The following is a 12254-nucleotide window of genomic DNA, read 5'->3' on the forward strand; positions in this document are numbered from 1 at the left end:
CGATTGGTACGCACCATCTTGACGTGTGCACGCGAACGCCCCTAGCTTCACGGCTTGAGATAAGTATTGGCGGATGCGGCCCCGCACCGGACCCGCGCGTCCACCGCTCCTGACTTGGCCCCCCACGCCGCCCCGCGCGGCACAGGAGACACAGATGACACGTTCCGGACCGGCGCTCCCCGCCGAGCGCCGTCGCACGAGCCGACTGCTGCGGCGACTTCACCCCGATGGCGCACGGCGGCGCGGTGCGGCACTCGCCGCCGTGGGCGCGCTGTGCGTCTCGCTGCTGTCCGCGGTGACCGCAGCCCCGGCGGCCCAGGCCGCCACATCGGCCGCCGCGGCCCTGCCCACCGGCTGGGCCACCGTCGCCGCCAAACACAGCGGCAAATGCGTGGACGCGGCGGCGGCCGGCACGGCGGACGGCACCGCCGTCCAGCAGTACGCGTGCAACGCGTCGACGGCCCAGCAGTGGCAGTTCGTGGCCACCAGCGGCGGATACGTTCGCGTCAACAACCGCAACGACACCGCGAAGGCATGGGACGTCACCGACGTCTCCACGGCCGACGCGGCGCCGATCCAACTGTGGACGTACTCCGGCGGCAACAACCAGCAGTGGCTGCCCGTCGAGGAGGCCGGGGGAACCTTCCACTTCGTGAATCGGGGCAGTGGCAAGTGCCTGGACGTGCCAGGTGCGTCGACCGCCGACGGTGCGCGGATGCAGCAGTACACGTGCAACGGCAGCGCCGCCCAGTCCTTCAGCCTCGGCTCCGCCGACGGCCCCTCGAACCCGCCCGGCACCCCGGACCTCGGTCCCAACGTGTCCGTGTTCGACCCGTCGATGTCGTCCGCGACGATCCAGAGCCGCCTCAACCAGGTCTTCGGCCAGCAGGAGACCAACCAGTTCGGCGCGCAGCGCTACGCACTCCTCTTCAAGCCCGGCAGCTACAACGTGGACGCCAACGTCGGCTTCTACACCCAGGTCGCCGGCCTGGGACTCTCACCCGACGACGTGACCATCAACGGCGCCGTGCACGCGGAGGCCGACTGGTTCCAGGGCAACGCGACGCAGAACTTCTGGCGCTCCGCCGAGAACCTGTCCGTCACACCCGCCGGCGGCTCCGACCGCTGGGCGGTCTCGCAGGCGGCGCCGTACCGCCGCATGCATGTACGCGGAAATCTCCAGTTGGACGACGGCGGCTGGTCCAGCGGCGGGTTCATGGCCGACTCGAAGGTCGACGGCCAGGTGCGCTCCGGATCGCAGCAGCAGTGGCTCTCGCGCAACAGCCAGTGGGGGAGCTGGACCGGATCCAACTGGAACATGGTCTTCGTCGGTGACGTCAACGCCCCCGCGAACACCTTCCCCAACCCGCCCTACACGACGGTCGCGCAGTCCCCGGTGACCCGCGAGAAGCCGTTCCTGTACGTGGACAGCGCCGGGGCGTACAAGGTGTTCGTGCCGTCGCTGCGGACCAACACCCAGGGCACCACCTGGGCGAACGGCACCCCGGCCGGTTCCTCGCTGCCCATCGGTGACTTCTACATCGTCAAGCCCGGCGCGACCGCGACGGACATCAACGGGGCGCTCGCGCAGGGCAAGAACCTCCTGTTCACGCCCGGTGTCTACCACCTCAACCAGACGCTGAACGTCAACCGCGCGGACACCGTCGTCCTCGGCCTCGGTCTCGCGACCCTGATCCCGGACAACGGCATCACCGCCATGAACGTCGCCGACGTGGACGGTGTGAAGCTCGCCGGACTGCTCATCGACGCCGGAACGACCAACTCGCAGACGCTGATGAACGTCGGCCCGGCCGGATCGAGCGCCCGGCACACCGCCAACCCGACCTCGCTGCACGACGTGTTCTTCCGCATCGGCGGCGCGGGCGTCGGCAAGGCGACGCAGAGCCTGGTGATCAACAGCTCGGACGTGATCGGCGACCACATGTGGCTGTGGCGCGCCGACCACGGCAGCGGCGTCGGCTGGACCAGCAACACGGCCGCGACCGGACTCGTCGTCAACGGCACCAACGTCACCACGTACGGCCTGTTCGTGGAGCACTACCAGCAGCATCAGGTGATCTGGAACGGCAACGGCGGGCGGACGTACTTCTTCCAGAACGAGATGCCCTACGACCCGCCCAACCAGGCCGCCTGGATGAACGGCTCCACGCGCGGCTACGACGCCTACAAGGTGTCCCCGAACGTGACCAGTCATGAGGCGTGGGGGCTGGGCAGTTACTGCTACTTCAACGTCAATCCGGGGGTGGTCGCGGACCGTGCGATCGAGGCGCCGAACGTCGCCGGGGTCCGCTTCCACAGCATGGTCACGGTCTCCCTGGGCGGAACCGGCACCATCAGCCATGTCATCAACAACACGGGAGGACCGTCCAACTCGTCCAGCAACGTGGCCAATCTGGTCTCGTACCCCTGACCGGTCCTCCCTGACCGGTCCCCGCTGAGCGACCGGGCCGCCGGACGCCGACCGGCGGCACCGGGCGGGACCGCCCGGTGGGACACGTGGTCCTGTCCCACCGGGCGCCCGCCGGTCCGGGCGGCGGGTCAGCGGCCCCCGAGACCCCGGTCGACCGCGCGAATCAGCTCACCGTCGGCGGTGTCGCCGTCCAGGGACCAGAACATCGCCCCGCCGAGCCGGTTCTCCCGCACGTAACGGGACTTGGTGCTCAGCACCTGCGGATCGTCGTACGTCCACAGCGTCGTACCGTCGAACAGCCAGGCGTGACCGTTGCGACGGTCCCGGTGGACCTCGAAGGTGCCCGCGTCGGCGAGCTTCTTCAGAGCCTTGTAGTCCTCGTAACCGGACTGCCAGGTCGCGGGCGCCGGGGCCGCGGCGGGCTGGTGGAGTCCGTCGCCGCCGCCCGTTACACCGGTCCAGCCCTGGCCGTAGAACGGCATCCCGACGACCAGCTTGCGGGCGGGTGCGCCGCGCCGCAGCCAGTCGCCGACGGTCTGGTCCACGCTGAAGTCGTCGCGCGCGTAGAGCGCCGACTGCTGGTTCGTGGTGGCCTCGCCGGAGACATGGAAGTCGTAGCCCTGGAGGTTGACGAAGTCCAGGTCACGCATGATCTTGCGGACCTCGAAGCCGGCGTCGATCTTCGCCGGGGCCGTCGGCACGAACGCCGACAGTTCGTAGTGCTTCTTCGCCTTGCCGTGCTGAGACGTCCCGCGCTGAGACTTCGCGTAGGCGTCGAGCTGGGTGCGGAACTCCCGTACCAGCGCGGTGAAGTTCTTCTTGTCCTCAGGGCGGTACACGGTGTCCGTGTCGCCCTCCGAGCCCGGCCACTCCCAGTCGAGGTCGATCCCGTCGAACACGCCCGCGCCGGCTCCGGCACCGCCCCGGGCGCCGTCGACCGGCAGATTGCCCTTGATGTAGAGGTCGATGCAGGAGGACACGAACGCCTTGCGGGACGCGGGGGTGCGGACCGCGTCGGAGAAGTGCGTGGACCAGCTCCAGCCGCCGAGCGAGATCATCACCTTCAGGCCCGGGTGCTTCGCCTTCAGCTCCTTGAGCTGGTTGAAGTTGCCCGCCAGTGCCTGGGTGTCCGAGTCGGCGACGCCGTCGACCGAGTTCTCGGCGTCGAGCGGCCGGACGTAGTCGGCCCAGGCGTCGGCCTCTCCGGGCACATTGCCGGTGAAGCACTTGCCGTCCGGACTCACGTTCCCGAAGGCGTAGTTGATGTGGGTGAGCCGCTCGGCCGCACCGCTCCTGTCGAGGTCCTGGACCTGGAAGTCCCGTCCGTAGACGCCCCATTGGGTGAAGTAGCCGACCCGTTTGTACTCGGGGGTCGTCGTGTGGGAGGTGCGGGATTCGGCCGATGCGGGTGCCATGGCCAGGAGGGAAACCGGAAGAGACGCGGCGCAGGTGGCGACGGCCAGCCTGCCGAGGATTCTTCGACGCATGCCGGGAAACTATTGGTCTGGACCAGGGTGGTCAAGGGGGCGGGGTCCTCCAGCGTGGTCAAGGGGGCGACCGGGAGTGACGGGGGCCCGGTGGCCGGAGCGGCGTTCCGGACCGAACCGGCGTTCCGGAGCGAAGCGGGGCGATCGAACATACGATGGGGCGTGCAGTGGTGCCACACGGCCGGTACCGGTGGGGTGCCCGGCCCGGCACTGATCGACTCCGGGTGGGAGACGCATGCCAGAGGCTGTCGACGCGAAACGGACCGTCATCCTCACCGTGGACGACGACCCCGGTGTGTCGCGGGCCGTGGCCCGCGATCTGCGACGCCACTACGGCGCGTCGTACCGCATCGTGCGGGCCGAGTCCGGCGAGTCGGCCCTCGACGCCCTGCGCGAGCTGAAACTCCGCGGGGACCTGGTCGCCGTGATCCTCGCGGACTACCGGATGCCGCAGATGAACGGCATCGAGTTCCTGGAACAGGCCCTGGACGTCTACCCGGCCGCGCGCCGCGTCCTGCTCACGGCCTACGCGGACACCGACGCCGCCATCGACGCGATCAACGTCGTCGACCTCGACCACTACCTCCTCAAGCCGTGGGACCCGCCCGAGGAGAAGCTCTACCCGGTCCTCGACGACCTCCTGGAGACCTGGCGGGCCGCCGACCACCGCACGGTGCCCACCACCAAGGTCGTCGGCCACCGCTGGTCGGCCCGCTCGTCCGACGTCCGCGAATTCCTCGCCCGCAACCAGGTCCCGTACCGCTGGTACTCCTCCGACGAACCCGAGGGCCGGCGGCTGCTCACGGCCGCCGAGGAGGACGGGCTGCGGCTGCCGCTGGTGATCACCCCGGACGGCACGGTCCTCGTGGAACCCGCCGACCAGGACCTCGCCGCCCATGTCGGCCTGGCCACGACGCCCGCCGCCGACTTCTACGACCTCGTCGTCATCGGCGCCGGACCCGCCGGACTCGGCGCCGCCGTGTACGGCGCGTCCGAGGGGTTGCGGACCGTGGTCGTGGAACGCTCCGCGACCGGCGGCCAGGCCGGTCAGAGCTCCCGCATCGAGAACTACCTCGGCTTCCCGGACGGTGTGTCCGGCGCCCAGCTCGCCGACCGGGCCCGGCGGCAGGCGACGAGGTTCGGCGCCGAGATGCTCACCGCACGCGAGGTCACGGGCCTTGAGGTCAACGGCTCCTCGCGGACCGTCCGGTTCTCCGACGGGAGTGCGATCGCCGCACACACCGTGATCCTCGCCACCGGCGTGTCGTACCGGCAGCTCGACGCGCCCGGCATCGGCGGCCTCACCGGCTGCGGCGTGTTCTACGGCTCGGCGCTCACCGAGGCCGCCGCCTGCCAGGGACACGACGTGTACATCGTCGGCGGCGCCAACTCGGCCGGGCAGGCCGCGATGTACCTCGCCCGGGGCGCCAAGTCGGTGACCCTGCTGGTCCGCGGCGATTCCCTGTCCCACTCGATGTCGCACTACCTGGTCGAGCAGGTGGAGGAGGCGCCGACCATCACCGTGCGCACCGGTACCGTCGTGGAGGCCGCGCACGGCAGCGACCATCTGGAGCAGCTGACCCTCCGCGACACGGCCACCGGGCACACCGAACTCGTCGACGCCCAGTGGATGTTCGTGTTCATCGGCGCGGCGCCCCTCACCGACTGGCTCGACGGCATCGTCCTGCGGGACACGCGCGGTTTCATCATCGCCGGGCCCGATCTGGCCGCCGACGGTGAACGGCCGCCCGGCTGGGAACTCGACCGGGCGCCCTACCACTTGGAGACGAACGTGCCCGGCGTGTTCGTCGCGGGCGACGCGCGCGCCGAGTCCGCCAAGCGGGTCGCGTCGGCGGTGGGCGAGGGCGCCATGGCGGTCATGCTCGTCCACCGCTATCTGGAGCAGTCGTGACGCCATCTGGAGCAGTCGTGAACAGCGGACTGGACCCGTGTCGTGGACAGCGGACCGGAGCCGTGACGAGCCGCGGTCTGGAGTTGCCATGAGCGGACAGCCGGCAGTGTGCAGCCAGCGGGAACTCAGCTCCCTGTTCCTGTTCGAGAAGCTCGCGCCCGAGCAGTTGGACCGGCTGTGCCACGAGGGCCGCGTCGAGTGGTACGACACAGGGCCGGTCTACAGCGAGGGCGAGCAGGCCACCTGCTTCTACGTCCTCCTCGAAGGCACCGTCGTGATGTCCCGCCGGGTCGGCGCCGACGACATCGAGGTCACCCGCACCTCCAGCCCCGGCGTGTACGCGGGCGCCTTCCAGTCCTACCTCGGCGACCGGGTGCCACAGGTCTACAACAGCTCGCTGCGCGTCACCGAGCCGTCGCGGTTCTTCGTCCTGGGCGCGGACTGCTTCGCCGAGATCATGCGCGAGTGGTTCCCGATGGCCGTGCATCTGCTGGAAGGGCTGTTCTTCGGTAACCGGTCGACGCAGCGCGCCGTCGGGCAGCGGGAGCGGCTGCTCGCCCTCGGCTCCCTGTCCGCCGGGCTGACGCACGAGCTGAACAACCCCGCCGCCGCAGCGGTACGGGCCACTTCGGCGCTGCGCGAACGGGTCGCCGGGATGCGGCACAAACTCGGCGCCATCGCCGCGGGACCGTATCAGCGCGGGTCCCTGGAAACCCTCATCGAGGTGCAGGAACGCACCGCGGACCTGGTCGCCAAGGCCGCCACGCTCAGCCCCCTGGAAGCCACCGACCGGGAGGACGCGCTCGCGGACTGGCTGGAGGACCACGGCATCGAGGGCGGCTGGCAGCTCGCGCCGACCTTCGTGCAGGCAGGGCTCGACACCGACTGGCTGGACCGGGTCGCCGCCGACGTGGACGAGGGCACCCTCGAAGGCGCCGTGCGCTGGCTGAACTACACCGTCGAGACCGAACTCCTGATGAACGAGATCGAGGACTCGGCCACCCGCATCTCGCATCTCGTCAACGCGGCCAAGCAGTACTCGCAGCTCGACCGCGCCCCGTACCAGGTCGCCGACGTGCACGAACTCCTGGACAGCACCCTGCTGATGCTCTCCGGGAAGATCGGCCCCCGCATCGAGGTCGTCAAGGAGTACGACCGCACCCTGCCGAGGATCCCGGCCTATCCGAGCGAGCTGAACCAGGTCTGGACGAACCTGATCGACAACGCGGTCGCCGCGATGAACGACGGCCGTCCCGCCCCCGAGTCCGGGGCCGAGTCGGATTCCGAGTCCGACGGCACCCTCACCGTCCGCACCGCGCGGGACGGCGACCGGCTGCTGGTCGAGTTCGGCGACACCGGGCCCGGGGTGCCCGAAGAGATCCGTGACCGCATCTTCGACCCGTTCTTCACCACGAAACCCGTCGGCGAGGGCACGGGCCTCGGCCTGGACATCTCCTGGCGCATCGTCGTCAACAAACACCACGGCGACCTGGAGGTACGGTCCGTGCCCGGCGACACCCGCTTCCGGGTCCGCCTGCCCCTGACCGCACCCGAGCCCGAGAACCAGCCGGAGCCGCCGGACCTGTCGGCGGAGTGAACGACATCCCACCGGAGCGAACGACATCCCACCGGAGTGAAGGACTTCCCACCGGAGTGAACACGGCCACCGTCCACCGGGAGTGATCATGAACGCTGTCAACGGAATCGACCCGTCCGTCCCGCCGTCGGGACCGGGCTGCGCCGACTGCGAGGCCGGCGGCGGCTGGTGGTTCCATCTGCGCCGCTGCGCGCAGTGCGGACACATCGGCTGCTGCGACAGCTCACCCGCGCAGCACGCCACGGGCCACGCCCGCGCCACCGGGCACCCGATCATGCGCAGCTACGAACCGGGCGAGAGCTGGTTCTGGAGCTACGACGGGGACGAGATGTACGAGTCCGGTCCCGACCTGGCCCCGCCCGCGAGCCACCCCGCCGACCAGCCCGTCCCGGGCCCCGCCGACCGCGTCCCGGCGAACTGGTCCGACCTGCTGCACTGACCCGCCGCAGCGCTCCGGGGTGCGCCGCCCGACGGGCGGCCCGGCGCCGCGTTGACAAAGATGGACGTACGGAACGCCGAAACCGGGGTGTACGCGGCATACGCGCAGGCGTCCGCGGACGCAGGCCCAGGCCCACGCCCAGGCCCAGGAAGGGACGGACACCGTGGCACGACCCAGGATTCTCGTGGTGGGCGCAGGCTTCGCCGGGGTGGAGTGCGTGTGGCGCCTGGAGCGGAAGCTCGCCCCCGGCGAGGCGGACATCACGCTGGTCACGCCGTTCTCGTACCAGCTCTATCTGCCCCTGCTGCCCCAGGTGGCGGCGGGCATCCTCACCCCGCAGTCCATCGCCGTGTCCCTGCGCCGCAGCGGCAAGCACCGCACCCGCATCATCCCGGGCGGTGCCATCGGGGTGGATCCGAAGGCGAAGATCTGTGTCATCCGCAAGATCACGGGAGAGACGGTCGACGAGCCCTACGACCGCATCGTCCTCGCCCCCGGCAGCGTCACCCGCACCTTCGACATCCCCGGTCTGAACGAGTACGCCCGGGGTCTGAAGACCCTCGCCGAGGCGGCCTACATCCGCGACCACGTGATCGCGCAGCTCGACATCGCCGACGCCAGCCACGACGAGGACGAGCGCGCGTCGAGGCTCCAGTTCGTCGTGGTCGGCGGCGGCTACGCGGGCACCGAGACCGCAGCCGGCCTCCAGCGCCTCACCACCAGCGCGCTCACGCGCTACCCGCGTCTCGACCCCCGCCAGATCAAGTGGCACCTCATCGACATCGCCCCCAAGCTGATGCCCGAACTCGGCGACAAGCTGGGCTCGGTCGCCCTCGGGATTCTGCGCCGGCGCGGCATCGAGGTCTCGCTCGGGGTGTCCGTCGCGGAGGCCGGCGCCGACAAGGTGACCTTCACCGACGGGCGCGTCGTGCCGTGCCGGACGCTGATCTGGACGGCGGGCGTCGTGGCGAGCCCGCTGGTCCACACCTTCGACGCCGAGACGGTGCACGGCCGGCTCGTCGTCGCCCCCGACATGACCATTCCCGGACTCGACGGCGTCTTCGCACTCGGCGACGCCGGAGCCGTGCCCGATCTGACCAAGGGCGGCGACGCGGTCTGCCCGCCGACCGCGCAGCACGCCATGCGCCAGGGCCGGACGGTCGCCGACAACGTCATCGCCACCCTGCGGAACCGGCCGACCCGGCCCTACGAACACCATGACCTCGGGCTCGTCGTGGACCTCGGTGGCAAGGACGCCGTGTCCCGGCCGCTCGGCATCGAACTGCACGGACTGCCCGCCCAGATCGTCGCCCGCGGCTACCACTGGTCGGCGCTGCGCACCAATGTCGCCAAGACACGGGTGATGACGAACTGGGTGCTCAACGCGGTCGCGGGCGACGATTTCGTCCGAACCGGCTTCCAGTCCCAGAAGCCCGCGACCCTGCGCGACTTCGAGTACACGGACGAGTACCTGACCCCGGAACAGGTCCGGGGCCACACCGCCGCACTGCGCGCCCTCAGCTCCTGAGACGCGTCGGCCCCTGAGTCACCTCGGCTTCTGAGTCACGCGGTCGGCACCCGGTCCAGGAAGCCGTGCACCGAGCGGATGCGGCCGTCATCGGCCAGCGTGATCACGTCGAACCCCGCGACGGGCGCGGAGCCGTCGGCCGGGTCGACCAGTTCCCAGCCGAAGCGGGCGAGGTCGTGATGCCCGTCGACCGCGCCCAGCGGACGGAAGGTGAAGCCGGGGAACTGCTGGTGCGCGCCGTCGATGACCGCCGCGATCTGGTCCTGCCCGGCGACATCGGCCAGCGGGTCGGTGTAGCCGCCGTCCTCGGTCCACGCGACGGCGACGGCCTTGGCCACGTCCTCCGGTGAGGTGGCGTTCCAGGCGTCGAAGTAGCGGGCGACGGCGGTCTCGTAACGGTTCTCGGACATGGTCATCGGCCTTTCGTCGGCACGGTCGGAAGGACCGGAGTCCGGAAGTCGTGCTCCCGGATTCCGGTGACCACAACGATGCCGGGCCGTGCGGAAAGGGTCGATTACGTCGCAGGTAATGACCGCGATCCGCAGGCAGGGGCACAGGCAAGGGCACAGGTAACAGGTCAGTCCTCGTGCGGCGGCTCGCCGAGCACGTACAGCTCGGGCAGGTTGACCACGATCGCCTCCTGCGTGCTGCGGGCGATCACCACGACGGCCTCCTCGTCGGGGCTCGGATTCTCCTCGCGGTGCGGGACGTACGGGGGGACGAAGATGTAGTCGCCCGGCGCGGTGCGGATGCGGACCTCTTCGGGTGTGCCGCCGGAGTCGTCCAGGAACACGAACTCCGGGTGGCCCTTGACCACATGGATCGCCGTCTCGGACTCGCCGTGGTGATGGTTGGACGAGGAGGTCTCCGGCGCGACATGGGTCTGGCCCATCCAGATCCGCTCGGAGCCGACCGTGCTCCCGCTGATCGCGGCGAACCGCCGCATGCCACCGGTCTGCGCGGTGTCGCCGTCGAGGGCGTCCGCCCGGACGTGGTGCAGCCGCGCCCGGAGCGGGAGCCGGCTCCGCGCCGGGTCGTGGGCGTGGTCCGGCAGGTCGGGGTGGAAGGCGTCCCGGTCGGGTGCGGACTCGGGCGGGGTGTGCGGGGCCATGGGCATCCTGCTCGTCGGGGCCGGGCTGGAAAGAGGGGGCGTACGCGAGATCCTGACGCCGAAGATCCTGACGCCGACGGTAGAGAGCGCGGCGAATGGATGTCAAGATGTGTCCATTACGCCTGGGCTGGCCCTTTGCCGCCCTCGGGCGGGAACAACGGCCGTGGACGGACCCTTCGGGAAGACGGTGCACATGCAGATCTCTGCAAAGGCGGACTACGCGGTGCGGGCCCTGGTGGAGCTGGCCGCCGACAGTGAGCGGCCCCTGACCTGTGAGGGCATAGCCTCCGCTCAGGAGATCCCGTTCCGCTTCCTCAAGTCGGTCTTCCGCGATCTCCGTTCGGCCGGTCTGGTGCGCAGTCAGCGCGGCTGCGAGGGCGGCTACTGGATCGGCCGTGACGCCGGGTCCATCACGGTCGCCGAGGTCATGACCGCCGTCGACGGCGAGTTCTTCACGGTACGCGGCGAGCGGCCCGGCGCCCTCGACTACCCGGGCGCCGCCCAGGGCGTCGCGGAGCTGTGGCGGGCCGTCGAGTCGGCCGCCGAGACCCGGCTCGCACGCACCACCATCGGGGACCTCGCCTCGCGCCGGGGCTCCGCGGCCCTCCCGGCATGAGCACGCCCGCGCCCCACCCCCGCCCGACCGCGCCCGCGGTGTCCGGCCCGCCCGCCGACCGTCAACCACCGCTGCGGGTAACGGAGTTCACCGACCCCGCCTGCCCCTGGGCGTGGGGTGCCGAACCCGTCTTCCGGCTGCTCCGGCACACCTGGGACCCGTACGTCCGATGGCGCCGCGTGTTCGGGATCCTCTTCGACGAGGACGACGACCCGGCACCCGACGCGGACGCGGAGGCCCGTTGGTATGAGGGCTTCGTTCGGGGTGTCGCCGAGCACACCCGCGCGCCGTACGCGCCCCGGCTGCACTGGCTGACCCGTACGAGCTGGCCCGCGTCCCTCGCCGCCAAGTCCGCGCGGGCGCAGGGCGGCGAGGTGGCCGAGCGGGTCCTGCGGCGGCTGCGCGAGACGACGTTCGTGCTCGGCGCCCCGGCGGACACCCCGGACGGGGTCGAGGACGCCCTGCGCGGAATCCCCGGACTCGATCTGCCCCGGCTGCTCACCGCACTGGGCTCGGCCGAGGCGCGCGAGGCCGTCGGGGCGGACTGGGCCGAGACCCGCGCGCCCCTCGCCGACGTCCTCGACCTGGAAGGACCGGGACCGCATCCGGGGCGCGCCAAGGAGGTGGGGGACCGGTACCGGTACGCCCTGCCGACCGTGCTGTTCGAGGGGCCGGGTGGCCGGAAATGTGTCCCCGGATGGCAGCCGCTGGAGGCGTACATCGAGGCCGCGGAGGCGGTGGCGGGCGGCCCGCTGCCGCGTCCCGGAACGCTGTCCCCGGGAGCGGCCCTCGCGCGGTGGCACACCCTCACCGGCCCCGAACTGGCGCTCCTCACCGGCGAGTTCGCGCCGCCGTCCGGCGCCGTCCGGGTCGAGACCGGGAACGGACCTCTGTGGCTGCACCCGGAAGAGGCGCGCCACCACCCCGCGACGCGCGCCTGATGCCGTCCCGTCCGTAAACACGCAGGTCGCCGGGGTCTCGATGAATGAGACACCAAGAGGTGTCCATTGACAGGGCGGGTGCCGGGCCGTGAGGATACGGGACATGCATGCGATGCACCCCGGCGTGGTCTGCCGCTACGTGGACTATCGGCGCACCTCCAGCGCACTCTGTCGCTGACCCGTCCCTGACGG

Annotated in this window: 10 protein-coding genes; 7 read left to right on the forward strand and 3 right to left on the reverse strand. The window is 70.8% G+C overall.

All coding sequences use genetic code 11. From position 1 onward, the window contains the following. The first annotated feature begins 154 nt into the window (after positions 1–154). On the forward strand, positions 155–2431 hold the full coding sequence (locus ACIQNU_RS10685; RefSeq protein WP_401363882.1) for an RICIN domain-containing protein: 2277 nt from the start codon (positions 155–157) through the stop codon (positions 2429–2431). Between the two features lie 128 nt (positions 2432–2559). Here ACIQNU_RS10685 and ACIQNU_RS10690 read toward each other — a convergent pair whose 3' ends face one another. Further along, positions 2560–3918, reverse strand: a complete 1359-nt coding sequence (locus tag ACIQNU_RS10690; protein ID WP_401363885.1) for a glycoside hydrolase family 18 protein — start codon at positions 3916–3918, stop codon at positions 2560–2562. Positions 3919–4153: 235 nt separating this feature from the next. Between ACIQNU_RS10690 and ACIQNU_RS10695 the strand changes: the two genes are divergently transcribed. The 4 genes from ACIQNU_RS10695 to ACIQNU_RS10710 all read left to right on the forward strand — a co-directional run bounded on the left by ACIQNU_RS10695 (position 4154) and on the right by ACIQNU_RS10710 (position 9394). Next, positions 4154–5830, forward strand: coding sequence for an FAD-dependent oxidoreductase (locus tag ACIQNU_RS10695; RefSeq protein WP_401363888.1), 1677 nt, complete (start codon positions 4154–4156; stop codon positions 5828–5830). Between the two features lie 88 nt (positions 5831–5918). Next, positions 5919–7427: an ATP-binding protein gene (locus ACIQNU_RS10700; protein WP_401363890.1), complete on the forward strand. Its 1509-nt coding sequence runs from the start codon at positions 5919–5921 to the stop codon at positions 7425–7427. A gap of 88 nt (positions 7428–7515) precedes the next feature. Then, complete coding sequence (locus tag ACIQNU_RS10705; RefSeq protein WP_401363893.1) at positions 7516–7866, forward strand: UBP-type zinc finger domain-containing protein; 351 nt, start codon at positions 7516–7518, stop codon at positions 7864–7866. Between the two features lie 163 nt (positions 7867–8029). Next, on the forward strand, positions 8030–9394 hold the full coding sequence (locus ACIQNU_RS10710; protein ID WP_401363896.1) for an NAD(P)/FAD-dependent oxidoreductase: 1365 nt from the start codon (positions 8030–8032) through the stop codon (positions 9392–9394). A 35-nt stretch (positions 9395–9429) separates the two neighbouring features. On the opposite strand, the gene ACIQNU_RS10715 is transcribed toward ACIQNU_RS10710, so the two are convergent. Both ACIQNU_RS10715 and ACIQNU_RS10720 read right to left on the reverse strand, forming a co-directional pair. Continuing rightward, positions 9430–9804 carry a nuclear transport factor 2 family protein gene (locus ACIQNU_RS10715; protein ID WP_401363898.1) on the reverse strand — a complete coding sequence of 125 codons (375 nt, stop codon included), beginning with the start codon at positions 9802–9804 and terminating at the stop codon, positions 9430–9432. 167 nt (positions 9805–9971) lie between these two features. Next, entirely contained in the window at positions 9972–10511 is a 540-nt protein-coding gene (locus ACIQNU_RS10720; RefSeq protein WP_401363901.1) for a cupin domain-containing protein, read from the reverse strand. A 187-nt stretch (positions 10512–10698) separates the two neighbouring features. On the opposite strand from ACIQNU_RS10720, the gene ACIQNU_RS10725 reads away from it, so the two are divergent. Then, positions 10699–11121: an RrF2 family transcriptional regulator gene (locus tag ACIQNU_RS10725; protein ID WP_401363903.1), complete on the forward strand. Its 423-nt coding sequence runs from the start codon at positions 10699–10701 to the stop codon at positions 11119–11121. Further along, complete coding sequence (locus ACIQNU_RS10730) at positions 11118–12062, forward strand: DsbA family protein (protein WP_401363906.1); 945 nt, start codon at positions 11118–11120, stop codon at positions 12060–12062. The genes ACIQNU_RS10725 and ACIQNU_RS10730 overlap by 4 nt, the downstream gene beginning before the upstream one ends. The last annotated feature ends 192 nt before the right edge of the window (positions 12063–12254 follow it).

The organism is Streptomyces sp. NPDC091292 (assembly GCF_044757265.1).
Lineage (GTDB): Bacteria > Actinomycetota > Actinomycetes > Streptomycetales > Streptomycetaceae > Streptomyces.

What these genes read in the sequence shown, in the direction of transcription:
- ACIQNU_RS10685 (WP_401363882.1), top strand. Translation starts at nt 155, where the DNA reads ATGACACGTTCCGGACCGGCGCTCCCCGCCGAGCGCCGTCGCACGAGC.
- ACIQNU_RS10690 (WP_401363885.1), bottom strand. Translation starts at nt 3,918, where the DNA reads ATGCGTCGAAGAATCCTCGGCAGGCTGGCCGTCGCCACCTGCGCCGCG.
- ACIQNU_RS10695 (WP_401363888.1), top strand. Translation starts at nt 4,154, where the DNA reads ATGCCAGAGGCTGTCGACGCGAAACGGACCGTCATCCTCACCGTGGAC.
- ACIQNU_RS10700 (WP_401363890.1), top strand. Translation starts at nt 5,919, where the DNA reads ATGAGCGGACAGCCGGCAGTGTGCAGCCAGCGGGAACTCAGCTCCCTG.
- ACIQNU_RS10705 (WP_401363893.1), top strand. Translation starts at nt 7,516, where the DNA reads ATGAACGCTGTCAACGGAATCGACCCGTCCGTCCCGCCGTCGGGACCG.
- ACIQNU_RS10715 (WP_401363898.1), bottom strand. Translation starts at nt 9,804, where the DNA reads ATGTCCGAGAACCGTTACGAGACCGCCGTCGCCCGCTACTTCGACGCC.
- ACIQNU_RS10720 (WP_401363901.1), bottom strand. Translation starts at nt 10,511, where the DNA reads ATGCCCATGGCCCCGCACACCCCGCCCGAGTCCGCACCCGACCGGGAC.
- ACIQNU_RS10725 (WP_401363903.1), top strand. Translation starts at nt 10,699, where the DNA reads ATGCAGATCTCTGCAAAGGCGGACTACGCGGTGCGGGCCCTGGTGGAG.
- ACIQNU_RS10730 (WP_401363906.1), top strand. Translation starts at nt 11,118, where the DNA reads ATGAGCACGCCCGCGCCCCACCCCCGCCCGACCGCGCCCGCGGTGTCC.